This is a genomic window from Telmatospirillum sp. J64-1 (genome assembly GCF_006980715.1).
GTDB lineage: Bacteria > Pseudomonadota > Alphaproteobacteria > Rhodospirillales > Magnetospirillaceae > Oleiliquidispirillum > Oleiliquidispirillum nitrogeniifigens.
The window spans coordinates 112,874-136,274 of record NZ_SBHN01000005.1 but is presented as its reverse complement, the minus strand read 5'-3'; the positions used below and the strand labels follow the sequence as shown (position 1 = coordinate 136,274).

The following is a 23,401-nucleotide window of genomic DNA, read 5'->3' as shown; positions in this document are numbered from 1 at the left end:
CCTATCCTTTCTTTCTTCTCTCGCAGGGGAGGTCAGGTCATTCGGCCGCCGGGCGCAGGGCCGTTTCCGGCCCGACGCCGATCCGCCGGTAGCGCATGCCGCCGGGCAGCCTCTGCCCGGCCAGCAGGCCACGACCGTCCAGCACGATCGGACGGCGCATGGACAGCGACAGGGCCTGCCAGTCGCAATCGCGGTAGTCGGGCCAGGCAGTGGCGATCACCGCCGCGTCCATCCCGGCCAGGGTGTCGGGCAGGCTGTCGCAGATGACGGCCTGGCCGTCCAGCTTGTCCGCTGCCGCGCGGCGGGCGGCGGGCAGGGGATCATGGGCACGGATTTCGGCACCGGCTTCGGCCAGCCTGGTGATCAGCGCCAGGCCGCGGCTTTCCCGCAGGTCGTCGGTGTCGGGCTTGAAGGTCAGGCCCAGCACGGCGATCTTGCGTCCGGCCAGTCCGTCCAGATCCTGTTCCAGCAGCGCGCAGACCTGACCGATGCGGTTCCGGTTGGTGTCAATTACCGCGTCGAGCATGGTCGTGGGGGCGCCGATGGTCCGGCCGAAATGGCGCAGGGCCACCAGGTCCTTGGGGAAGCAGGACCCGCCGAAGCCAATGCCCGCCTTCAGGAAGCGCGCGGCCCCGGCCGTGATGGGGCTGCCGTCGGGGGCGGCCAGCGTCAGCAGGCGGTCGAGATGGACCCCCGACATCACCACGCTTTCATCGGCTTCGGGCAGGCGCTCGCAGATGGCGGCGATCTGGTTGGCGAAGGAGATCAGCGTGGCCTGGAAGGAATTGGCCGCGTATTTAACCATTTCGGCATTGGTCAGGCCGGTGCGCAGGACCGGGCAGTCGAAGCTTTCGTAGATCTCGGCCACCATGGCGCCGGAACGCTCGTCCAGGGCGCCGACGACCACGCGGTCGGGTTCCATGAAATCGCGCACCGCCGATCCCTGGCTCAGGAATTCGGGATTCATCGCCAAGCCGAAATCCCGCCCGGCGGTCTTGCCCGAGGCCTGTTCGAGGGTCTGGCGGACCAGTCCGCCGGTGGTGCCGGGAACGACGGTGCTCTTCACCGTGACCACGTGCCATTTGTCATGGCCGCGCAGGGCCTCGCCGATCTGGCGGGCGGCGGTCTGCACCAGCGACAGGTCGATATGACCTCCGGAGGAAGGCGTGCCGACGCAGATCAGGGACAGGTCCGAACGGCGCACCGCGGCGGCAAGGTCGGTGGTGGCGGCCAATTGCCCCGAAGCGACACCCTGTTCGATCAGCCGGGGCAGGCCGGGTTCGTGAATGGGGGTTTCCGCGCGGTTCAGCGCCGAGACGCGCTGTTCGTCCACGTCGACGCAGATCACGTCGTGGCCCCGCGCCGTCAAGCAAGCCCCTGTTACGAGGCCCACATAGCCGGTTCCGATGATCGCCACCTTCATGGGGAATCCTCTTCACTCTCGCGTAACATGGCTGTCGACCGCAGAAAAACTGGGCCGTCCGCAAGAGGATGGGGCGGGGGAACAACGCAAAACATCCTCACAGTGGAGAGTTGTCGGGCACAAAAGGCGAAGTCGGGAACTTACGGCGAGTCGCCGCACGATCCATTGGTCCTGGGGGGTGGGAGTGCCTTCATATGCGAAAGCGGACTCCCGCATTCCTTGCGATTGGCCCTCAGCGCCGACAAAAGAAAGGACGCACCAGTGCGAGATACCAGCTTGACCGACACCAGGGTTCAGACCCATCAGCACCAGAAGGGCGGCTGCCGCTTCTGCGGCGGCGCGTTGCATCCCTTCGTCGATCTGGGCATGTCGCCGCTTTGCGAAAGCTTCGTGCCGGCCGACAAGGTCAACGCCATGGAGGCCTTCTATCCGCTGAATGTGCAGGTCTGTGAAGCGTGCTATCTGGCCCAATTGCCGGAATATGTCAGCCCCGCCGAGATCTTCGGCGAATATGCCTATTTCTCGTCCTATTCGGATTCCTATCTCGAGCATGGACGGCAATATACCGACATGATCGTCGAGCGCCTGGGCCTGACCCAGCGCTCCTTCGTGGTCGAACTGGCCAGCAACGACGGCTATCTCCTGCGCAACTTCGTCGCCAAGGGTATTCCCGTCCTCGGCGTCGAACCGGCGGCCAACGTGGCCCGCGTGGCGGTGAAGCAGGGCGTGCCGAGCCTGGTCAAGTTCTTCAATGTCGAGACCGCCCGCGACATGATGCGCCAGGGTCCGAGCGCCGACCTGGTGATCGGCAACAATGTGCTGGCCCAGGTCCCCGACCTTAATTCCTTCGTCGAAGGCATCCGCACCATCCTGGGCCGCCACGGCGTGGTGACCATCGAGGTGCCGCATCTGATGCGCCTGATCGAGGGCAATCAGTTCGACACGATCTATCACGAGCATTTCTCGTATTTCTCGCTGATGACCGCCGAGAAGATCTTCGCCGCGCATGGGCTGCGCCTGTTCGACGTCGAGGAGATCTGGACCCATGGCGGCTCGCTGCGCCTGTATGCCTGCCATGACGGCGATACCAAGCATCCGACCTCGGCGGCGGTGGCCGAAATCCGCGAGCGCGAGCTGACGGCGGGCTACAACCGCCTGGAAACCTATGCCGCCTTCGGCGAGAAGGTGCGCGAGACCAAGCGCAAGCTGCTCGACTTCCTGATCACGGCCCGCCGCGAGGGCAAGACCGTGGCCGCCTATGGCGCGCCGGGCAAGGGCAACACCCTGCTGAACTATTGCGGCATTCGTACCGACTTCATCGATTACGCGGTGGACCGCAATCCCTACAAGCACGGCAAGTTCACGCCGGGCACCCATATCCCGATCTTCCCGCCGGCCCATATCGAGGAAACCAAGCCCGATTACGTGCTGATCCTGCCCTGGAACCTGCAGGAGGAGATCATCCAGCAATTGGACTACATCCGCTCCTGGGGCGGGAAATTCGTCGTGCCTATTCCCGAAGTGACGGTGCTCTGATGCCGGAAACGAGGCAACGAGGTTTGTGATGAAAGTAGTATTGTTCTGCGGCGGCTTGGGAATGAGGCTGCGCGACTATTCCGACCGCATCCCGAAACCCATGGTGCCGCTGCGCCATCGGCCCATCCTGTGGCATGTGATGAAGTATTATGCGCATTTCGGGCATAAGGACTTCATCCTCTGCCTGGGCTACCAGGGGGATGTCATCAAGGATTACTTCCTGAACTACAACGAGTGCATCTCCAACGACTTCGTCCTGTCCGAGGGCGGGCGCCGCGTCGACCTGCTGAAGTCCGACATCGACGACTGGCGCATCACCTTCGTCGATACCGGCATCAACGCCAATATCGGCGACCGCCTGCGGTCGGTGCAGCCCTTCCTGGAAGGCGAGGAGATGTTCCTGGCCAATTACAGCGACGGCCTGACCGATTGTCCGTTGCCGCGCCTGATCGAGCAGTGCAACCGCATGAACTCGATCGCCACCTTCCTGGCGGTGAAGCCCAGCCACAGCTTCCACGTGGCCCGGCTGTCCGATGACAACCTGGTCAGCGGCATCCACGACGTCAAATCCACCGATATGCGCATCAATGGCGGCTTCTTCGTGCTGCGCCAGGAGATCTTCGACTATATGCGCGAGGGCGAGGAACTGGTGCTGGAGCCGTTCCAGCGCCTGATCGACGAGAACAGGCTGAGCGGCCTGCGCTATGACGGCTTCTGGCGCGGCGTGGACACCTTCAAGGACCTGCAGGAGATGGAAACCATGCTGACCCAGGGGCGGGGCCCCTGGGAGGTCTGGCGGGACGACCGTCCCAGCCCGGTGGAGCTGCGTCCCCAGATCCAGACCCGCGTCATTCCTGCCGTCCAGGAGGCTCCCCTTGCGGGCATCGCCCGGCGGGGCAACGGGAACGGCAAGGACATGCTGGACATCGCTTCGAGCCCCTCGAAGCACTGAAAAAAACGATGGGGACTTCAGCGGCCCGTCCCGGCCTTCCGGGCGGGCCGCTACCACAAATTAGCGAACGGACTATGACCGCAGGGATTTTGGGAGTATCCTAAGGTATAAGCATCCTTCTGGATATGACCGAATGCCTACGGCTGTGAAGCGCTACATCACCTCGATTCTTCCGCCTCTGCGCCATTCCTGGGAGCAGAACGCAGAACTCGTCTTCCCGCATCGGCATTCCCAGCATATCCGTCGGCATCGGGCGCAATTGATCGTCTCGCGGGTGCGGCTGGTCTCGGCGCTGTTCGCGGTGCTGACGCCGCTTTGGATCGTCGTCGATTACATCGCCTTCGATTGGCCGCTCTGGGGCATCCTGGCGCTGCTGCGGCTGGGGGCCTGCGGGGTCTTCGTCGCCCTCGCCTGGCCGCGCGACGGCGAGAAATCCTTGCCCCTGGCCTATATGAGCCTGAGCATCATGCTGGCCGTGCCCCCGGTCTTCTATTTGATAGCACATCCTTTCCTGGTGGGGGTGGAGCCGGAAGGATTGGCGGGCATCCTGGCCCGGGCCTATTCGCTGCTGCCCTTCATCGTCGTGGCCGGGCTGTGCGTCTTTCCCCTGACGCTGTTCGAAGTCATCGTCTGCGCCCTGCCGGTGATGGCCGTTTCGGCCATCGGCGCCGCCCAGGGCCCGGTCTTCGACATCGCCGACTTCGTCAATACCGTCTGGCTGCTGGGACTGGTGACGGGCGTGGCGGCCTTTTCAGGCATGAGCCAGCTTCATTACATGATTGCCCTGATCAACCAGGCCTCCCACGACCTGCTGTCGGGGGCCTTCACCCGGCGCAGCGGGGAAGAGGCCATCGACCTGCAATACCGCATCTGCGCGCGCACCAACACGCCGTTGGCCATCGCCTTCATCGACATCGATAATTTCAAGTCGGTCAATGACATCTACGGCCACGAGGAAGGCGATGCCGTGCTGCGCGGCGTGGCGAAGCAGCTGAAGAAGGTCCTGCGCCGCAGCGACACCCTGGTGCGCTGGGGCGGCGAGGAGTTCATCATCATGCTGCCCAATACCGACGCCCAAGGCATCGACGTCGTGATACAGCGCCTGCGCGAACTGGGCCTTGGCCGGCGTCCCGACGGCCTGCCGGTCACCGCCAGCATCGGCGTGGCCGAACGCATCGCCGACGGCACTTCGGATTGGATGGACCTGATCGAACTCGCCGACAACCGCATGTATCAGGCCAAGCGGGGCGGCAAGAACGCCTGCATCTCCTTCGACGACCGCAACTACGCCGAGCTTCTGCTGTCGGCGTAACGGCGCGGCGCAGCTCTGAGGCTGCGAAGGAATTCTTTTCGGCCCGCCTCGCCCTGAGGCGGCCGCTACGCAGCCTCCTCAGGGCGAGGATAATATTATTATATCAATAAGATAGCGCTCATGCTGAGGAGCCGCGAAGCGGCGTCTCGAAGCATGAATAAGCGCTCAGGCACTCCTTCCGCAACTCCTCCGCCTTCGGGGACGGCCTTGTCGCAGATGCGACAGGCTTGTCGGGGGCGCGACATGAGGGCGAGGCGGGGAAGCGAGGAAAACCGCCAATTTCACCTGTGGCACGGGGCTTGCGATACCTCCAGCGGGACAACCGGACGGAGGACAGGACCGTGGCGAGTCAGGTGATCTCTTTGTCGGCGATCGGGCGCGTGACCTCGGTGGATGAGATGAAGGCCCGGATGCCGGCCGGAGGCTGCGGCGCGTCCAGCGCCAAGGGACAGACCTCCTGCGGTTCGAGCCAGGGTCAGGGCGACATGCCCCCGGAAGTCTGGGAGAAGGTCAAGGACCATCCCTGTTACTCCGAAGAGGCGCATCACTATTTCGCCCGCATGCATGTGGCGGTGGCGCCTGCCTGCAATATCCAGTGCAATTACTGCAACCGCAAATACGACTGCGCCAATGAAAGCCGTCCCGGCGTGGTCAGCGAGAAGCTCACCCCCGAACAGGCCGCGCGCAAGGTGGTCGCGGTGGCTTCCGAGGTGCCGCAGCTTTCGGTGCTGGGCATCGCCGGGCCGGGCGATGCTTTGGCCAATCCGCAGAAGACCTTCCGGACCTTCGAATTGGTGGCCGAGGCGCTGCCCCATATCAAGCTCTGCCTGTCCACTAATGGTCTGGCGCTACCCGATCACGTGGACACCATCGCCCGCTACAACGTGGACCATGTCACCGTCACGCTGAATGCGGTGGACCCGGATGTAGGGGCGGAGATCTATCCCTGGATCTTCTACAACCATCGCCGCTGGAAAGGCCGCGACGCCGCCGAGATCCTGCTCGAACGCCAGATGAAGGGCCTCGAGATGCTGACGGCCGCCGGTATCCTGGTGAAGGTCAATTCGGTGATGATTCCCGGCATCAACGACGAGCATCTGAAGCTGGTCAATGCCGAGGTCAAGAAGCGCGGCGCCTTCCTGCACAATGTCATGCCGCTGATTTCGGACCCCGCGCATGGCACCCATTTCGGCCTGACCGGCCAGCGCGGTCCCAACCCGGCGGAACTGAAGAGCCTGCAGGACGCCCTGGATGGCGGCGCCAAGCTGATGAAGCATTGCCGCCAGTGCCGCGCCGATGCCGTCGGCCTGCTGGGCGAGGATCGCGGCGCCGAGTTCACCTTGGACAAGATCCCCGAGATGCCGGTCTTCGATCCGGCCAAGCGCGAGGCCTATGTCGCCCTGGTCGAGCAGGAGCGCGAGGACCGCCGCAAGGCCTCCGAACAGGCCCAGGCCGAAGTCGCCGATCTGGCCGGGGAAAGCCTGCTGGTCGCCGTCGCCACCAAGGGCGGCGGGCGCATCAACCAGCATTTCGGCCATGCCAGGGAATTCCAGGTCTATGAAGTGGATGCCAGGGGCGCCCGCTTCGTCGGCCATCGCCGGGCCGACAATTACTGCCAGGGCGGTTATGGCGAGGAAGACAAGCTGGAAGAGGTGATCGCCGCGCTGGAAGGCGTGGCGGCGGTGATGGTCGCCAAGATCGGCGATTGTCCCAAGGCTCGGCTGGAGGAAGCGGGAATCGAGGCCGTCGAGGACTACGCCTTCGACTGGATCGAGACTTCGGCCATGGCCTGGTATGCCGGAAAGATGGCGGACCTGAACCATGTCGATGCGCGCACGGCCTGACAGAGCCGTCCGGTGCGTCTTATGCCTCCGGCGTTTTCCGGCCGCCGGGGAGACTTCGAGAGAGGGTGAAACATCATGGCTTACAAGATCATCGCGTCCCAATGCACCGGCTGCAGCGCCTGCGAATTCGAGTGCCCCAGCAGTGCCATCAAGGAAAAGGGCGGCATCTTCTTCATCGATCCGAACAAATGCACCGAATGCGAAGGCGTCTTCGACAGCCCGCAATGCGCCTCGGTCTGTCCGGTGGACAATACCTGCGTCCCGGCCTGAGCGGCGTCCTGGTTCCGTCGGCGGCCCGCGCTGTTTCCTGCCGGGGCAGGGCGGGCGACGGACAGGCCTGTTGAAGGAGGCGGACCATGTCCGGACTGGATCAGGCTCTTGATTGGCTGGGCGATCCCGTATCCTGCGAGACGTGCCCGCATCGGGCGGACCTTCTTGCCGCCGGGCGGTGCAAGCCCCTTTCGGCCTGCGTGCACGACCGTTACGCCAAGCGCATCGACCGTTTCTTCTCGATCAATCCCGACTTGGCGGGCTGCTACCTGGACCATCCCTTCTTCGAGGTCCGGGCGGTCGCGGCCAGAAGCGCGAACATCTTCCTGCTGCCGCGCCTGATCGATGATCCCGATCCCGAAGTGCGCTGGGCGGTGGCCCTGCGCCTGCCGCGCCGCTACCTGCTGCGGCTTCGCGCCGATCCCGACCGCAAGGTCCGCGTGGCCGTGGCCTCGCGCCTTCAGGGGGTGGATCTGGCCCCACTGATGAATGATTCCGATTACTACATCCGCCTGGTGACGGCACGCCGCCTGCCCGACGAGATGCTGCCGGTGATGATGCATGATCCCGAAATGGAAGTGCGGATCGAAGTCGCCAGCCGCATCGGCGAGGACTGGCTGCCTTCCATGGTCTTCGACGAGGAACCGATGGTGCGGCTGGCCGTGGCGGAAAGGCTGCGTCCCGATCAATTGCCGATCCTGGCCGATGATCCCGATTGGCGTGTCCGCTATTACGTCGCCGAACACGCCATTCCCAGCTGTCTGTCGCGTCTGGTGGACGATCCCGAGGAGGAGGTCCGCGTCCTGGCGCGTTCCCGCCTGGACCACTTTCTCGACGGCTTTCTCGAACGCAAGGGAGACTGAAGGATGATCCGCGATTCCGATGCCGTCGAACTGGATGGTCCGCCGGCTTTCAATTACGGAACAAAAGTCCGCTCGAGGAAGAATATCCGTAATGACGGGACATTCCCCGGCAAGGAGATCGGCGAAATACTGGTGAAGAAGGGAGAGGTCGGATACGTCAACAGCATCGGCACCTTCATTCAGCAATATTACATCTACGGCGTCGATTTCGTCGAGCGCGGCTATCTTGTCGGCATGCGCGGCAAGGAACTGGAACTGGTGGAAGAGGAGTGAAGCGATGAAGGTGATGATGCGCAAGACGGCCGCCGGGCTGTCGGCCTATGTGGCCAAGAAGGACCTGGAAGAGACGGTGGTCGAAATGGAAAAGCCCGGAATGTGGGGTGGCTGGGTCAGGCTGGCCAATGGCTGGGTGCTCGAACTGCCCGACATGGCCGCCGAGACGCGCCTGCCGGTGACCGTCGAAGCCCGCAAGCGCGCGGAGTAGATCCCATGCCGCATGAAGCCATCGCCCTGATCGCCGAGGGATTGACGGAAGGGCGTCTCGCGCCCTTTCTCGGCCCCGAAGTCCTGACCATCGGCGCTCCCGCTTCGGTGCCGACCTCGACCCGTGCCCTGGTCGAGCGTTTGACCGCCAAGGTCGCCGTGCCGGGCCGCATCCGCAACAATCTGTGGTCGGCGGCGCAATACATCGAATCCAACCGCCACCGCCAGACGCTGGCGCGGCTGATGGAAGAAATCTTCGCGCCCGAGCAGGACATCAACCTGCTGCACCAGACCCTGGCCATGCTGCGCCTGCCGCTGATCGTGGACAGCTGGTACGATTCGACGATGGCGCAGGCTTTGACGGCCTCGGGCCAGGATTGGGGGCAGGTCCAGGCCGTGACCCGCAATGGCGAGTACGAGGATATCTGGTACCGCTATTATGATTCCGAAGGGCGGCGCAGCACCGAAGCCGAGGCAACTGGCTGGCAGACCCTGCTTTACAAGCCCCATGGCGGGATGAAGCCGGAAGGTAATTTCCTGCTGTCGGACAGCGATTATGTGGAAGTGCTGACCGAGATCGATATCCAGACGCCCATCCCGGCACCGGTCAAGGACCGCCGTGCCTCCTTGGGCTTCGTCTTCCTGGGCTGCCGTTTCCACGACCAGATGGAGCGGACCTTCGCCCGTCAGGTGCTGAAGCGTTCCGCCGGGCCGCATTATGCGGTGCTGCCGGGGGAGATGACCAGGAACGAGGCGCGGTTCCTCGATGAACAGGGAATCCAGCGCCTGGACTTGCCGCTTGCCGGGGCCGCGCTGCTGATTGCGCGCGACGTCGCCGGGGCGCAGCTGGCCTAAGGGCTTCCTGGTCCGCCTTCACTTCGAGACGGCCGCTTTGCGGCCTCTTCAAGGCGAGGCTTTGCAATAGATTGCCCCATGCTGAGCATAGGGAGACCCCGGAAGGTTACGCCTGCTCCCCGCATTGATGCCCGTCCTTGCGCGGGCAGGCCTCCCCGGGCACCGCTTGTTCGGCGGCGAGGCCGATCCAGCCATGGACGCGATCGGCCTCGAATCCCACCTCGCGCCGGTCGCCGACCTGCATCAGCGGGCGGCGGATCAGCAGCGGGTCGGCGAGCATGGCGGCCAGCGCGGCTTCGGCTTTCATTTCCTCGGGCACCACCTCGCCTTCCTTCACGCGGGGAGCGGCGCGGTTGAACCACTCGGCGACGGGGCGGTCGCCGAAGAAGGCGCGCAATTCCCCGGCCGTCCAGGGATGGGTCAGCAGGTTGCGGGCCTCGACGCTGTGGCCCGAGGCGGCGAGCAGGGCCTTCTGACGGGTATTGTTCCGGCAGCCGGGCTTTTCGAAGAAGATCACATGAGCCATGGCGGGCGTCCTAGCGGGGAAGGTGAACGGTCTCGGACAAGGCCAGCAGCCCCGTCACTTGGGCGCGGATCTCCGCCGACACCTGGGGATCGAGCCTGCCGAGCCAGGAAGAGGGAATGGACGAGGCGCCATAGGTCGCGCCGGCCAGCATTCCGGCGATGGCGCCGGTGGTGTCGGCGTCGCCGCCCTGGTTGACCACCTCGATGACGCAGGCGCGGAAGCTGTCGGTGCGGAAATAGTGATGCAGCACCGTCTGGACCGTATCGACCACATAGGCCGAGGCATTGCCGCGATAGGGATCGAAGCGGAAGTTGCGGTGCCGGGCGATCAGCGCATTGGCCTCCTCGCGCACGTCCTTGATGGCGCCGCCCAGGATCAGCCGCCGCGTCATGCGGCCCAGCGACAGGGTGGCGCTGTCGGACAGGGGGTGGTTATGGGTGATGTGGCATTGCCCCAGCGTCCATTCCTCAAAGGCGCATTCGTCGGCCAGCGTAGCCAGCACGACGGGCAGGTTGCGCATGGCCGCGCCGTTGCCGGCATCGCCGTCGTGATAGGGCGTCTGCATGCTGCCTTCGGTGATGTAGCGGCGGATGCCGCGCCGACAGGTATTGCCGACATCCACCGGCTTGCCCTTCAGCCAGGCGGCGAATTCCTCGCAGACGGCGCGCAGGTTCCAGCCGCCGCTGGCGAGCAGGGCGCGGCCCAGATGCAGCGACATCTGGGTGTCGTCCGTCACTTGCCCGGCCTTCAGGCGCAGCCAGCCGCCGCCGATCATGCGGCAATGGACGCCGTACATCTCCTGGATTTCCGCCTTTGTCATGAATTCGACGGTGGCCCCCAGGGCATCCCCTACGGCAAGCCCCAGATAGGCGCCCAGGGCACGGTCGGCATCAGGCCGCATGGAATTGATGAGATTGTTGGCTGACACGCCGAAGCTCCGTCCTAGAAATAGCTGACGGCGACCCGGTAATCGCCGCCGATGACCATGTATTCCGCCTCGCCCTTCAGCGGGGCCGAGGGCAGAAGCGCGTTGAAGAACAGGATTTTCGAGGTCGGCACGCGGGCTTCGAGGATGTAGTCCCCGAATTCCGAGGCGATGTCGCGTTCCGACGAGAAGGAGACGAGGCTGTTCAGGCGCACCACCGCCTTCCGCTTGTCGATGCGCTCGACCATGATCTGCTCGGCGAAATCGTTGACGCCGCGATAGAGCGTCACATGGCGGCGGCCGACGGAAAAGAAGCGGCCCAGCGCCCATTGACAGAATTCATACAAGAGGTCGAGCTGCGTCTGGATGGCGTTGTTGTGGAAGCGGCTCGACATCTTCTGTTCCACATAGCCCATCCAGGCTTCCGAGGAGAAACGCTCGATGGGCCGGACATGGAAGGTGGGGAACAGGCCGAAGCGGCTTTCCACCCAGCCTTTCAGCACCGCGCCTTCCGGGCTGTTGGTATCGAAGCCCCAGCCTTTCAGCAGCCGCAGATAGGACGAGCGGAACCGGTGGCGCCCCTTGGCATCCACGCCGTCGCGCTGTTCCTGGTCCAGGCCGAAGACGACGGCCATGTAATCCTGGAACACTTCTGCCGCCTCGGCCATGCTTTCGGCCTGGTTCAGCATCTCGAACAGCGACGGATACATCTGGCGTAGCCCGGCGATATGCAGCGGCACCGGAGTGTCGTTGTAGTCCGCGCTGCACAGCAGGCCGGTGGGAATGCCGACCAGATTGGTGCTGTGGCCACGGAAGGGTGCCCGCATCAGGGCCATTATGCCGTCTCCCCGCTCTTCCTTTCTCGCATCGTCCCGGATCGCAAGAATCGCGCCATGCGCGGGCGCAAGGCTTCAGGCGGGCCGGACCTCCGGCCCGCTGTGGCGCTTCGGACATTGTGTCGGGGCTTTGTCGTGTTCCGCACAGGGGGGCGCAGGTCTCCCGATTTCCCTGCGAATCATCCCTAACCCCTTGTCCCGTATCGGGATTCAATAACCGCACAATGATTAAGGCTAATTGGCATGGCGGTTGCAATTCCCCTGCTGCGCGGCGGCGATGCCCCCGCTCGAATGGATATCAACACGGAGAGGAGTTCTTCCTTATGAGCGAACTTCGGCAGATCGCCTTCTACGGCAAGGGGGGCATCGGTAAGTCGACCACCTCCCAGAACACCTTGGCTGCCCTCGCCGAGATGGGTCAGAAGATCCTGATCGTCGGTTGCGACCCCAAGGCCGACTCGACCCGCTTGATCCTGCATGCCAAGGCCCAGGACACCGTCCTGCATCTGGCGGCCGAAGCCGGTTCGGTCGAGGACCTGGAACTGGAAGACGTCCTGAAGGTCGGCTTCGGCAACATCCGCTGCGTCGAATCGGGCGGCCCCGAGCCGGGCGTCGGCTGCGCCGGCCGCGGTGTCATCACCTCGATCAACTTCCTGGAAGAGAACGGCGCCTATGACGGCGTGGATTACGTGTCCTACGACGTGCTGGGCGACGTGGTCTGCGGCGGCTTCGCCATGCCGATCCGCGAGAACAAGGCGCAGGAGATCTACATCGTCATGTCCGGCGAGATGATGGCCATGTATGCCGCCAACAATATCTCGAAGGGCATCCTGAAATACGCCAATACCGGCGGCGTGCGCCTGGGCGGCCTGATCTGCAACGAGCGCCAGACCGACAAGGAACTGGAACTGGCCACCGCCCTGGCCGGCAAGCTGGGCACCCAGCTGATCCACTTCGTGCCCCGCGACAACATCGTCCAGCACGCCGAACTGCGCCGCATGACCGTCATCGAATACGCGCCGGAGTCCAAGCAGGCCGACGAATACCGCCAGCTTGCCAAGAAGATCCACGAGAACAAGGGCAAGGGCGTCATTCCCACGCCGATCAGCATGGAAGAGCTGGAAGACCTGCTGATGGAGTTCGGCATCATGAAGAAGGAAGACGAGTCCATCGTCGGCAAGGCGATGGGCGCCGCGTAAGGGGCAATTCTCCGTATCGCCCGGTTCTCTTGCGGAACCGCAGAAGCCGAGGGGCCGGGCGCATCGGGGCGCGGCGGAAGAGCCGCTTCTAGAGAGGATGAGGAGGACGGCATGAGCCTAGACGACACCAAGCAGAGCAACCAGGCCCTGATCGACGAGGTCCTGGAAGCCTATCCCGAAAAGTCGGCGAAGAAGCGCAAGAAGCACCTCAACGTTTACGAAGAGGGCAAGTCCGATTGCGGCGTCAAGTCCAACATCAAGTCGATCCCTGGCGTTATGACGATCCGTGGCTGTGCCTATGCCGGCTCGAAGGGCGTCGTCTGGGGACCGATCAAGGACATGATCCATATCAGCCACGGCCCGGTGGGCTGCGGCCAGTATTCCTGGGCCTCGCGCCGCAACTACTATGTCGGCGTGACCGGCGTGAACTCCTTCGGGACGATGCAGTTCACCTCGGACTTCCAGGAAAAGGACATCGTCTTCGGCGGCGACAAGAAGCTGGAGAAGCTGATCGACGAGATCGAGGACCTGTTCCCGCTGAACAAGGGCATCTCGGTCCAGTCGGAATGCCCCATCGGCCTGATCGGCGACGACATCGAGGCCGTGGCCCGCAAGAAGGGCAAGGAATACGGCAAGACCATCGTGCCGGTGCGCTGCGAAGGCTTCCGCGGCGTGTCCCAGTCGCTGGGTCATCACATCGCCAACGATGCCGTGCGCGACTGGGTGTTCGAGAAGACCGGCCCCAAGGCCGAGTTCGAATCCACACCCTATGACGTCGCCATCATCGGCGACTACAATATCGGCGGCGACGCTTGGTCGTCGCGCATCCTGCTCGAGGAAATGGGCCTGCGCGTGATCGCCCAGTGGTCGGGCGACGGCTCCCTCGCCGAGATGGAGAACACGCCCAAAGCCAAGCTGAACGTGCTGCATTGCTACCGCTCGATGAACTACATCTCGCGGTACATGGAAGAGAAGTACGGTATTCCGTGGACGGAATACAACTTCTTCGGCCCCAGCCAGATCGAAGCGTCCTTGCGCACCATCGCCAGCTTTTTCGACGACACCATCAAGGCCAATGCCGAGAAGGTGATCGCCAAGTACAAGCCGCTGGCCGAGGCGGTGATCGCCAAGTACAAGGAGCGCCTGGCCGGCAAGAAGGTCATGCTCTATGTCGGCGGCCTGCGTCCGCGTCACGTCATGGACGCCTATGCCGACCTGGGCATGGAAGTGGTCGGCACCGGCTACGAATTCGCCCATGGCGACGACTATCAGCGCACCACCCATTACGTCAAAGACGGCACGCTCATCTATGACGACGTGACTGCCTACGAGCTGGAAAAGTTCGTCGAAGCCATCAAGCCCGACCTGGTCGGGTCCGGCATCAAGGAAAAATACGTCTTCCAGAAGATGGGCGTGCCCTTCCGCCAGATGCATTCCTGGGACTATTCGGGCCCGTATCACGGCTATGACGGCTTTGCCATCTTCGCCCGCGACATGGATCTGGCGATCAACAATCCCGTCTGGGGCCTGACGAAGTCGCCGTTCTGAAGTCCGGTTCGCTAGGAATTAAGGAGAAGTATCATGGGTCAGAGCGCAGAAAAGGTCCTTGACCATTTCAAGCTGTTCCGCGAGCCGGAATACCAGGAATTGTTCAAGAACAAGAAGGAAAACTTCGAATTCGGTCATGACGATGCCAAGGTCGCCGAGATTGCCGAATGGACCAAGTCATGGGAATACCGCGAGAAGAATTTCGCGCGTGAGGCCCTGACCGTCAATCCGGCCAAGGCCTGTCAGCCATTGGGTGCCGTCTTCGCCGCCGCCGGATTCGAATCCACCCTGTCCTTCGTGCATGGTTCCCAGGGCTGCGTTGCCTATTACCGCTCGCATCTGTCGCGTCATTTCAAGGAGCCGTCCAGCGCGGTGTCCTCGTCGATGACCGAGGACGCGGCCGTATTCGGCGGCTTGCAGAACATGGTGGACGGCATGGCCAACGCCTATGCCCTCTACAAGCCGAAGATGATCGCCGTCTCGACCACCTGCATGGCCGAAGTCATCGGCGACGACCTGCAGGCCTTCATCCAGACCGCGAAGGACAAGGGTTCGATCCCGGCCGATTTCGACGTTCCCTATGCCCATACCCCTGCCTTCGTCGGCAGCCACACCGTCGGCTACGACAACATGATCAAGGGCATCCTGACCCATTTCTGGGGGGCCAAGAGCGGCAATGCCCGCACCGCCGACGGCAAGATCAACATCATCGGCGGCTTCGACGGCTATGCCGTCGGCAACAACCGCGAACTGGCCCGTATCCTGGGCCTGATGGGCGTGGACTACACCCTGCTGGGCGACGTCTCCGACGTCTATGACACGCCGACCGATGGCGAATTCCGCATGTATGACGGCGGCACCCGGATCGAGGACGTCAAGCGCGCCGTCGATGCCAAGGCCACCTTGTCGATGCAGGAATTCTGCACCGAGAAGACGTTGGAATTCTGCGCCTCGCTGGGCCAGCAGACCGTCGCCCTGAACCATCCGGTGGGCGTGCAGGCGACCGACGAATTCCTGAAGGTCGTCTCCGACCTGACCGGCAAGCCGGTTCCGGCGGAACTGGTCAAGGAACGTGGCCGCCTGGTCGATGCGATGGCCGATTCCATGGCCCATCTGCACGGCAAGCGCTTCGCCATCTACGGCGATCCCGACCTGACCCTGGGCCTGACCCGCTTCCTGATGGAACTGGGCGCCGAGCCGGTGCATGTGCTGGCGACCAACGGCAACAAGGATTGGGCGGCGAAGGTCGAGGCGCTGCTCGCCTCCTCGCCCTATGGCAAGGGCGGCAAGGCCTGGGCGGGCAAGGATCTGTGGCACATGCGGTCCCTGCTCTTCACCGAGCCGGTGGACTTCCTGATCGGCAACACCTACGGCAAATATCTGGAACGCGATACCGGCATCCCGCTGATCCGCCTGGGCTTCCCGATCTTCGACCGTCACCACCACCACCGCTATCCGGTCTGGGGCTACCAGGGGTCGCTGAACGTGTTGGTCAGGATTCTCGACAAGGTGTTCGACGTCATGGACGCCGACACCAATATCGCGGGCCAGACCGACTACAGCTACGACATCATCCGCTGAGCCGGACCCGGAGGATGTCGTACAGGGCCGGCGGGGGTGACCTCGCCGGCTTTTTCCCGTCTCTAGACGGCTTCGGCTTCCAGCGCCGCCGGGGCGGGGGCAGGGCGCGCGGGAGAGGAATCGCCCAGGACGTTGTCGCGGCCGATGATGCGGTCCAGCACCTCGTCGCCAAGGGTCGAGCTGCGGCCGATCTCCGCTCCCTCGTTCTGCAGCCACTGGTCGGCCACCTGCCAGCCTTGGTCGTGCAGGTCGCGCAGGAAGGGTTCGACGATGACCAGCTTCGAGACCACCCCCAGCTGGGCCAGGAAGGGTTCGTCGGTGATGCGGTGCAGGCGGACGGGACGGTATCGGCCCAGGCTTTCCTGCTTCGCCGCCTCGATGGCCTTGTTCATGGCCTGGATGGCGTTCAGCTCCAGCACCAGCGAGGTGTTGAAGGTGATTTCGTTCAGGCGGTCGGCGATGGCCCGTGCGCCGGTGGGCGTCTGCGGGTCGTGGAAGGGGTTGAGCTGGATCACCAGCATGTCGTCGGCATGGCCGATCAGGGGCGACAGGGCGGGATTGCCCATGAAGCCGCCGTCCCAGTAATGGCTGTCGCCGATCTGGATGGGGCGGAAGACCGTGGGGATGCAGGCCGAGGCGCGCAGGACGTCCAGCGTCACCTTGTCGCGGGCGAAGACGTCGCGCCGGCCCTGGGTGATGTTGGTGGCCGAGATGAACAGCGCCGGTCCCTTCTGCCTTTGCAGCCGCTCGAAATCCACCTTGTCGCCCAGAACCAGGGCCAGCCAGTCGGGCCCGGCGGGCAGGTCGGAGGGCGAGGCCCATTGCCCGGCCGTATCGATGGCCAGGGCGATGGGAGAGGAATCGATGTTCCAGCTTCCCGTGGCGAAGCGCCAGGCCAGGGCCGTCAGGCTGTAGGGGCTGACGGGCGCCAGGGCGGCGTCGCTCAGCCAGAAGGATTCGAGAAGCTGCTGCGTGTTCTTCGCCAGGTCCTTCTGCGCGCGGCCTTTTTCGCTGCCCAGGCCATAGGCGGTGAGCGTGGCATTGAAAGCGCCGGCCGAGGCGCCGCTGACGGCGGCGATTTCCAGCCGGTCCGCCGCGACCTCGTCCAGAAGGCGGTCCAGAACCCCCCAGGTGAAGGCGCCGTGGGATCCGCCCCCCTGCACGGCCAGGGCGATACGTTTTCTCTTCATCCGATCCTCCCTCTCTCCGGTTCTCGCGCTAAGGTAGATGATGCGCCATCTCCGGCACAGATAGCCACAAGTCATGTCGGACTCCCGACAAAGGCCCGACAATGTCGGTGGGACGACATCGCGGCATGACGGGAAAGAGTTTCGTTTCAGTGGGTTAGGGAATTGGCAAGCCCCTTGCATCGCCGAGGCCGCCAGGGATTGGAGGGCTTGCGATGCTGAAGCAGAAAATCCAGGACGTCTTCAACGAACCCGCCTGCGGGAAGAATCAGGCCAAGGGCGAGAAGCAGCGCAAGAAGGGCTGCGCCAAGCCCTTGACGCCCGGGGCGGCGGCGGGCGGATGCGCCTTCGACGGCGCCAAGATCGCCTTGCAGCCGATCACCGACGCGGCCCATCTCGTTCACGGTCCCATCGCCTGCGAGGGCAATGGCTGGGACAACCGCCATGCCGCCTCGTCGGGGCCCAGGCTCTATCGCATGGGCCTGACCACCGACATGTCCGAGATGGACGTGATCTATGGCGGCGAGAAGAAGCTCTACAAGGCGATCAAGGAAGCCATCGACCGCTTCGATCCGCCTGCGGTCTTCGTCTATCAGACCTGCGTTCCGGCGATGATCGGCGACGACGTCATCAAGGTCTGCGACATCGCCACGAAACGCCTGGGCAAGCCGGTCATTCCCGTCAACGCGCCGGGCTTCGCCGGGTCGAAGAACCTGGGCAACAAGCTGGGCGGCGAGACGCTGCTCGATTACGTCATCGGCACCGAGGAACCCAAGGTCACGACGCCCTACGACATCAACATCATCGGCGAATACAATCTGGCGGGCGAGCTGTGGCAGGTCATGCCGCTGTTCGAGAAGCTGGGAATCCGGGTCCTCGGCCGCATCACCGGCGATGCCCGCTATCATGAAGTGACCGTGGCGCACCGGGCCAAGGTCAACATGATGGTCTGCAGCCAGGCCATGATCAATGTCGCCCGCAAGATGGAGGAACGCTGGGGCATTCCCTTCTTCGAAGGCTCCTTCTACGGCGTGTCCGACACCTCCGACGCCTTGCGCAAGATCGCCCGCCTGCTGGTGGAGCAGGGCGCGCCGGAAGACATCCTCGACCGCACGGAAAGCCTGATCGCTGCGGAAGAGGCCCGCGTCTGGCGGCGTCTTGAGGTCTACAAGCCGCGTCTCAAGGACAAGAAGGTGCTGCTCTATACCGGCGGCCACAAATCCTGGTCGGTCGTCTCGGCCCTGCAGGAAGTGGGCATGAAGGTCATCGGCACCTCGGTGCGCAAGGCGACCGAGAACGACAAGCAAAGGGTCAAGGAGATCGGCGGCGAGGATGTCCACCAGTTCGAGGCCATCCCGCCGCGCGAGATGTATCGCATGCTCAAGGAGAGCGAGGCCGACATCATGCTCTCGGGCGGCCGCACCCAATTCGTGGCGCTGAAGGCCAAGATGCCCTGGCTCGACATCAACCAGGAACGCCACTACGCCTATGCCGGTTATGAAGGCATCGTCGCCATGGTCCACGAACTGGACAAAGCGCTGAACAACCCGATCTGGGAACAGGTCCGCGCCCCGGCGCCCTGGGACGGGGAGGCGCGGTGATGGCCGAGATCGTTACCTCCCACAAGGCCTGTTCGGTCAATCCGCTGAAGATGAGCGCGCCGCTGGGCGGGGCCATGGCCTTCATGGGGCTGGACGGTTGCATGCCCATGCTGCATGGCAGCCAGGGCTGCACGGCCTTTGCCCTGGTGCTGCTGGTTCGGCATTTCCGCGAGGCCATTCCCTTCCAGACCACGGCCATGAACGAGGTTACCACCATCCTGGGCGGGCTCGACAATATCGAGCAGGCGATCCTGAACGTCGCCAGCCGCGCCAGGCCCAAGGTCATCGGCATCTGCTCGACCGGCCTCGTCGAGACGCGGGGCGAGGATGTGACGGGGGACCTGAAGCTGGTGCGCCAGCGTCATCCCGAACTGGACAATGTGGCGCTGGTCTATGCCTCGACGCCCGATTTCGCCGGGGGCTTCCAGGACGGCTGGGGCAAGGCGGTGACGGCCATGGTCGAGACCCTGGCCGAACCTAGCAATGTGCGCGACCGCCGCCTGGTCAACATCCTGGCAGGCAGCCATCTCACGCCCGCCGACCTGGAGGAGATCCGCGAATTGGTGGAGGCGTTCGGCCTGCATCCCGTCATCCTGCCGGACCTGTCGGGATCGCTCGACGGCCATGTGCCCGAGACCTATGTCGGCACCACCTTCGGCGGCACGACGCTGGAGGATATCGCCGTGATGGGCCGCGCCGCCGTTACTTTGGCGATCGGCGAGCATATGCGTCCTGCCGCCCTGGCCCTGGAGGCGCGTACCGGCGTTCCCTTCCACCTGTTCGAGCGCCTGACCGGGCTGGGCGCGGTGGATGATTTCGTCTCCTGCCTGATGGAGGTGTCGGGTACCGAGGTTCCGGCCCGGATCAGGCGCCAGCGCAGCCAGCTGGTCGACGCCATGCTGGACGGTCATTTCCATTTCGGCGGCAGAAAGGTGGCGCTGGCCGCCGAGCCCGACCTGCTGTTCGCCCTGTCCTCCTGGCTGGGCGAGATGGGCGCCGAGATTGTAACCGCCATCGCCCCCCAGACCTCGCCGATCCTGCCCAAGCTGCCGGTCGGAGAGGTAGTGATCGGCGATCTGGGGGATCTCGAGGACAGGGCGGCGGGCTGCGACCTGCTGGTCACCCATTCCCATGGCCGCCAAGCCTCGGACCGGCTGGGGATTCCGCTGATGCGGGTGGGCTTCCCGATGTTCGACCGCCTGGGCGCGGCGCATCGTCTGTCGGTCGGCTATCGCGGCACGCGCGACCTGATTTTCGAGGCCGCCAACCTCTTCATCGCCCATACCCACGAGCACGGCCCCGATGACTGGCCATTGCCCCAGGAAGGAGAGGCGCATGCTGCGGTTACGGCTCATTGACGCCCAGGCCGAGACCCGGCCGGCGGTGAAAGGAGGGCACATGAGGATCGCGTTCGCCACAGGCGACATGAAGACCGTGGACGCCCATTTCGGTAGCGCCCGCAAGATGGCGATCTACGATGTTTCGGTCGATGAGGCCACGTTCATCGAAGCCATCGCCTTTGACGAGGTCAGCAGCCAGGACGGCGTCCATGCCGAAGACGGCGACGACCGCCTGGGGGCCAAGATCGAGGCCCTGCAGGGCTGCGCCATGCTGTTCGTGCTGGCGATCGGCGGACCGGCGGCGGCGCGGGTGGTCAACAGCCGCATCCATCCGGTGAAGCTGCCCCGCCCGGAAAGCATCGAGGCGGTGATCGCCCGCCTGCAAGGGCAGATGGCCGGAACGCCGCCGCCCTGGATGCGCAAGATCCTGATGGCCGACCGCAAGGACATGGATTTCCTAGAAGAAGAGGAGGCCCTATGAGCGCCGCCACCGTCACCGAAGCCGTCATCGATCCTGCCGATCCGGCCCTGGACCATCCCTTCGTGCGCGAATTGGTCAGCCAGATCCGTGCCCAGGACGGTTTCGGCGCCTGGGAGAAGAAATCCGACCTCGATTTGCTGGACCCCTTCATCCTGACCAAGGAACGGCGTAAGGCCCTGCCCATGATGGCCGACCCGGACCCCGATACCTTGTGGCGCCTGGGGCTGTTCTATAACGCCGTGGGCCTGCTGATTGAGAAGAAGACCGGCCTGATGGCCTCGCCGATCATGAAGATGTCCCATGAAGGCTTCGGCCGCATGGTGCTGACCGCCGGACGCCTGCTGGTCGTCAACAAGACCCTGCGCGATGTCCACCGTTTCGGCTTCCCCAGCCTCGCCAAGCTGGCCGAGGACGGCGAGCAGCTGGTTGCCGATGCCGTGGCGTGGATCGAGCGCCATCCCGACGTCGCCAGGGCTTGAGAACAGGAGGGAAGAATGAGCGAGCTCGAAGAACTGAAGGCCGAGGTCAAGCGCCTCAACGGCCGTGCGGTCAGCATGAAGATGGACCTGCACGATCTGTCCGAGGACCTGCCCGCAGGCTGGGAAAAGATCATGGTGGTGGCCCAGGCCACCTACGACACCTATGCCCAATTGTCCGAAGCGCGTGCGCGCCTGAAGGCGGCGGAAGAGAACATCTGAGGGAAGACCGACATGACACAGCCGTTGACCCGGGGCGGCACGCCTTGGGAACCGAGATATCTGGACTCGATCGATCCCGAAAGCTGCATCGGCTGCGGCCGCTGTTTCAAGGTCTGCGGGCGTGATGTCATGACCCTGGTCGGCATCAATGACGACGACGAGGTCGTTTCGCTGGAAGACGAGGACGAAGAAGTCGAGAGGAAGGTCATGATGGTGGTCCATCCCGAGAACTGCATCGGCTGCGATGCCTGTTCCCGGGTCTGCGGCAAGAACTGCCAGACCCATGTCGCGGCGTGAGGGTCTTCTGAAGGCCGCCGCGTAACGGACCTTCGAGGCGCGTGCATCGCTCTTCGCGGAGAGGGGAAATGGTGGTCACTCCCCCGCGAGGAGGCCCCGGAAGGGGCCGTCTCGAAGGACCGGTGGGAAAAAGGATGATACGGGATGGCGGCGGAAATCTACGACTGGCTCATGGGATGTGACGGAATGGGGGAAGGTTGCGACCGTCATGTCTTCGCCTGCGTTCTTGCCGCCGCCTTGGGGGATCCGGCGCGCAGTCCATGTGAGGCCTGTGGACTGCCGCCGGAAACCCTTTGCACGATGATCCATCATTTCTTTCCGGCCGCCTGGCCGTCCATCGCCGCCATCGGCGTCGGCGAAGCAGGCGAACTGGCGCCCGAGGAAGAGGATTTGCGCAGGCTGCTGACCGCAAACGGCACTTGCGGCAGGCGCGAGGAAGCGTGGCTGGCGGTGATCATCGCCCGGCGTTCGCTGTGGCCCAACCATCTGTGGCAGGACCTGGGCTTGCGGGAACGCGCCGAACTGACGGCGCTGATGGCCCGACATTTCCGCCCCATGGCCGAGGCCAATTCCGTGAACATGAAATGGAAGAAATTCTTCTACCGGCAGATGTGCGCCGCCGAAGGCATGACCATCTGCAAATCGCCCAATTGCGAGATCTGCGACGATTTCTCCGTCTGCTTCGGACCCGAGGAGGGGGAACCCCTCGCAAAATTCCCCGCCGAAGGGGCTTAGCCAAAAGCCGCATTTGAGGAACAGCCGCACCGATCACACGTTCTAGGGAAGGAGCCCTTTCCCGGAGCGCGCCATGTCCGAACTCGACCTGCTGCTGTCCCTCTGTCTTGCCAGCCTGCCGGCGGTGGAGCCGGGAAGGCTGTGGACGGCGTGGAGCTTCTCGCCCTGGGTCGTGCTGCCTCTGGCCGCTCTGGCGGGGCTCTATGGCCTGGGGGTGCTGCGCGGCGCGCGGCCGGGCAGGGGGGAGCGCTGGTTCTTCGCCTTGGGCTGGGCGGCCCTGGCCCTCGCCTTGCTGTCGCCGCTCTGCCGTCTGTCGCCGCATCTGGCCTGGGCGCATATGGTCCAGCACGGTCTGCTGGCGGCGGTTGCCCCCCTGCTGCTGGTCCTGGCGCGGCCGGGGCCGGTTCTCTGGCGCGGCCTGGGACGGCGGCGGGAGACGGGGGAGGCGGCGCGCGGCATCTGGGGGGTGGCGCTGCTCTATGGTGCGGCGATCTGGCTGTGGCACCTGCCGGGTCCCTACCAAGCCACCTTGTTCAGCGAGTCCATCCATCTTCTTTACTACGTCACCCTGCTGGGGGCCTCTCTGCTGTTCTGGCGCACGATCATCGCCGATGGCCGCTCCGGCGGGGTGGCCGGAATGCGGGCGGTGGTAACCCTGCTGGGCACGGTGGTGCATACCGGCCTGCTGGGGGCCTTGCTGACCTTCTCGCCGCGCCTGTGGTATCCCGCCCAGGCCGCCCTCGTTCCCGATTGGGCCGTATCCGCCGCCACCGACCAGCAATTGGCGGGGCTGATCATGTGGATTCCCCTGGGGGCGATCTATGCCGTGGCCGGTGTCATGATCCTGGGGCGGCAACTGGGCGGCGAGGTTTCGTCGCGACCCTGACGCCACGGTCGGTTTTGTTCCGA

Annotated in this window: 25 protein-coding genes; 20 read left to right on the top strand and 5 right to left on the bottom strand. The window is 64.2% G+C overall.

The genetic code is table 11. From position 1 onward, the window contains the following. Window positions 1-37: 37 nt before the first annotated feature. Window positions 38-1,423, bottom strand: a complete 1,386-nt coding sequence (locus tag EPD66_RS06605; RefSeq protein WP_142847690.1) for a UDP-glucose/GDP-mannose dehydrogenase family protein — start codon at window positions 1,421-1,423, stop codon at window positions 38-40. Window positions 1,424-1,684: 261 nt separating this feature from the next. Here EPD66_RS06605 and EPD66_RS06600 point away from each other — a divergent pair, with 261 nt between their 5' ends. From EPD66_RS06600 to EPD66_RS06560, 9 genes are all read left to right on the top strand, one after another. Beyond that, window positions 1,685-2,959: a class I SAM-dependent methyltransferase gene (locus EPD66_RS06600; RefSeq protein ID WP_255448391.1), complete on the top strand. Its 1,275-nt coding sequence runs from the start codon at window positions 1,685-1,687 to the stop codon at window positions 2,957-2,959. Between the two features lie 28 nt (window positions 2,960-2,987). Beyond that, on the top strand, window positions 2,988-3,911 hold the full coding sequence (locus tag EPD66_RS06595; protein WP_221930896.1) for a sugar phosphate nucleotidyltransferase: 924 nt from the start codon (window positions 2,988-2,990) through the stop codon (window positions 3,909-3,911). 133 nt (window positions 3,912-4,044) lie between these two features. Beyond that, window positions 4,045-5,223, top strand: coding sequence for a GGDEF domain-containing protein (locus tag EPD66_RS06590; protein ID WP_221930895.1), 1,179 nt, complete (start codon window positions 4,045-4,047; stop codon window positions 5,221-5,223). Window positions 5,224-5,564: 341 nt separating this feature from the next. Next, a complete protein-coding gene (gene nifB / locus EPD66_RS06585) occupies window positions 5,565-7,067 on the top strand; it encodes a nitrogenase cofactor biosynthesis protein NifB (RefSeq protein WP_370511866.1) in 1,503 nt (500 codons plus the stop codon). A gap of 75 nt (window positions 7,068-7,142) precedes the next feature. Then, window positions 7,143-7,337 (top strand): 4Fe-4S binding protein, encoded by a 195-nt coding sequence (locus EPD66_RS06580; protein WP_142847688.1) that lies wholly within the window; start codon window positions 7,143-7,145, stop codon window positions 7,335-7,337. A gap of 86 nt (window positions 7,338-7,423) precedes the next feature. Next, complete coding sequence (locus tag EPD66_RS06575; RefSeq protein ID WP_142847687.1) at window positions 7,424-8,200, top strand: 4Fe4S-binding leucine-rich repeat protein; 777 nt, start codon at window positions 7,424-7,426, stop codon at window positions 8,198-8,200. Window positions 8,201-8,203: 3 nt separating this feature from the next. Continuing rightward, window positions 8,204-8,473 carry a nitrogen fixation protein NifZ gene (locus EPD66_RS06570; protein ID WP_142847686.1) on the top strand — a complete coding sequence of 90 codons (270 nt, stop codon included), beginning with the start codon at window positions 8,204-8,206 and terminating at the stop codon, window positions 8,471-8,473. Window positions 8,474-8,477: 4 nt separating this feature from the next. After that, entirely contained in the window at window positions 8,478-8,684 is a 207-nt protein-coding gene (gene nifT, locus EPD66_RS06565; RefSeq protein WP_142847685.1) for a putative nitrogen fixation protein NifT, read from the top strand. A 5-nt stretch (window positions 8,685-8,689) separates the two neighbouring features. After that, complete coding sequence (locus EPD66_RS06560) at window positions 8,690-9,538, top strand: SIR2 family protein (protein WP_142847684.1); 849 nt, start codon at window positions 8,690-8,692, stop codon at window positions 9,536-9,538. 106 nt (window positions 9,539-9,644) lie between these two features. On the opposite strand, the gene EPD66_RS06555 is transcribed toward EPD66_RS06560, so the two are convergent. Genes EPD66_RS06555 through EPD66_RS06545 form a run of 3 tightly spaced genes read right to left on the bottom strand, consistent with a single transcriptional unit; the run spans window position 9,645 to window position 11,825 of the window. Further along, window positions 9,645-10,064 (bottom strand): ArsC/Spx/MgsR family protein, encoded by a 420-nt coding sequence (locus EPD66_RS06555; protein WP_142847683.1) that lies wholly within the window; start codon window positions 10,062-10,064, stop codon window positions 9,645-9,647. A 10-nt stretch (window positions 10,065-10,074) separates the two neighbouring features. After that, window positions 10,075-10,965 carry an ADP-ribosyl-[dinitrogen reductase] hydrolase gene (draG, locus tag EPD66_RS06550; RefSeq protein ID WP_142847785.1) on the bottom strand — a complete coding sequence of 297 codons (891 nt, stop codon included), beginning with the start codon at window positions 10,963-10,965 and terminating at the stop codon, window positions 10,075-10,077. 41 nt (window positions 10,966-11,006) lie between these two features. Then, window positions 11,007-11,825, bottom strand: coding sequence for an NAD(+)--dinitrogen-reductase ADP-D-ribosyltransferase (locus EPD66_RS06545; RefSeq protein WP_142847682.1), 819 nt, complete (start codon window positions 11,823-11,825; stop codon window positions 11,007-11,009). Window positions 11,826-12,148: 323 nt separating this feature from the next. On the opposite strand from EPD66_RS06545, the gene nifH reads away from it, so the two are divergent. The 3 genes from nifH to nifK all read left to right on the top strand — a co-directional run bounded on the left by nifH (window position 12,149) and on the right by nifK (window position 16,153). Next, on the top strand, window positions 12,149-13,024 hold the full coding sequence (gene nifH, locus EPD66_RS06540) for a nitrogenase iron protein (protein ID WP_142847681.1): 876 nt from the start codon (window positions 12,149-12,151) through the stop codon (window positions 13,022-13,024). Between the two features lie 111 nt (window positions 13,025-13,135). Continuing rightward, window positions 13,136-14,572 carry a nitrogenase molybdenum-iron protein alpha chain gene (nifD, locus tag EPD66_RS06535; protein WP_142847680.1) on the top strand — a complete coding sequence of 479 codons (1,437 nt, stop codon included), beginning with the start codon at window positions 13,136-13,138 and terminating at the stop codon, window positions 14,570-14,572. A gap of 33 nt (window positions 14,573-14,605) precedes the next feature. Continuing rightward, the gene (gene nifK, locus EPD66_RS06530) at window positions 14,606-16,153 is read left to right on the top strand and encodes a nitrogenase molybdenum-iron protein subunit beta (RefSeq protein WP_142847679.1); all 1,548 of its coding nucleotides are present in this window, start codon (window positions 14,606-14,608) and stop codon (window positions 16,151-16,153) included. Between the two features lie 62 nt (window positions 16,154-16,215). Here the strand turns inward: nifK and EPD66_RS06525 are convergent, their stop codons facing one another. Then, window positions 16,216-17,343: a patatin-like phospholipase family protein gene (locus tag EPD66_RS06525; RefSeq protein ID WP_185961286.1), complete on the bottom strand. Its 1,128-nt coding sequence runs from the start codon at window positions 17,341-17,343 to the stop codon at window positions 16,216-16,218. 212 nt (window positions 17,344-17,555) lie between these two features. Here EPD66_RS06525 and nifE point away from each other — a divergent pair, with 212 nt between their 5' ends. From nifE to EPD66_RS06485, 8 genes are all read left to right on the top strand, one after another. After that, window positions 17,556-18,941, top strand: coding sequence for a nitrogenase iron-molybdenum cofactor biosynthesis protein NifE (gene nifE / locus EPD66_RS06520; RefSeq protein WP_142847677.1), 1,386 nt, complete (start codon window positions 17,556-17,558; stop codon window positions 18,939-18,941). Beyond that, a complete protein-coding gene (nifN, locus tag EPD66_RS06515) occupies window positions 18,941-20,299 on the top strand; it encodes a nitrogenase iron-molybdenum cofactor biosynthesis protein NifN (protein WP_142847676.1) in 1,359 nt (452 codons plus the stop codon). The genes nifE and nifN overlap by 1 nt, the downstream gene beginning before the upstream one ends. Before the next feature lie 40 nt (window positions 20,300-20,339). Further along, window positions 20,340-20,762, top strand: coding sequence for a nitrogen fixation protein NifX (nifX, locus tag EPD66_RS06510; RefSeq protein ID WP_142847675.1), 423 nt, complete (start codon window positions 20,340-20,342; stop codon window positions 20,760-20,762). After that, window positions 20,759-21,241 (top strand): NifX-associated nitrogen fixation protein, encoded by a 483-nt coding sequence (locus tag EPD66_RS06505; RefSeq protein WP_142847674.1) that lies wholly within the window; start codon window positions 20,759-20,761, stop codon window positions 21,239-21,241. The genes nifX and EPD66_RS06505 overlap by 4 nt, the downstream gene beginning before the upstream one ends. A gap of 15 nt (window positions 21,242-21,256) precedes the next feature. Further along, window positions 21,257-21,460 (top strand): CCE_0567 family metalloprotein, encoded by a 204-nt coding sequence (locus EPD66_RS06500; RefSeq protein ID WP_142847673.1) that lies wholly within the window; start codon window positions 21,257-21,259, stop codon window positions 21,458-21,460. 12 nt (window positions 21,461-21,472) lie between these two features. After that, window positions 21,473-21,757 (top strand): ferredoxin III, nif-specific, encoded by a 285-nt coding sequence (gene fdxB / locus EPD66_RS06495; protein WP_142847672.1) that lies wholly within the window; start codon window positions 21,473-21,475, stop codon window positions 21,755-21,757. 144 nt (window positions 21,758-21,901) lie between these two features. Further along, the gene (locus EPD66_RS06490; protein WP_142847671.1) at window positions 21,902-22,492 is read left to right on the top strand and encodes a nitrogen fixation protein NifQ; all 591 of its coding nucleotides are present in this window, start codon (window positions 21,902-21,904) and stop codon (window positions 22,490-22,492) included. 73 nt (window positions 22,493-22,565) lie between these two features. Next, entirely contained in the window at window positions 22,566-23,378 is an 813-nt protein-coding gene (locus tag EPD66_RS06485; RefSeq protein WP_142847670.1) for a cytochrome c oxidase assembly protein, read from the top strand. The last annotated feature ends 23 nt before the right edge of the window (window positions 23,379-23,401 follow it).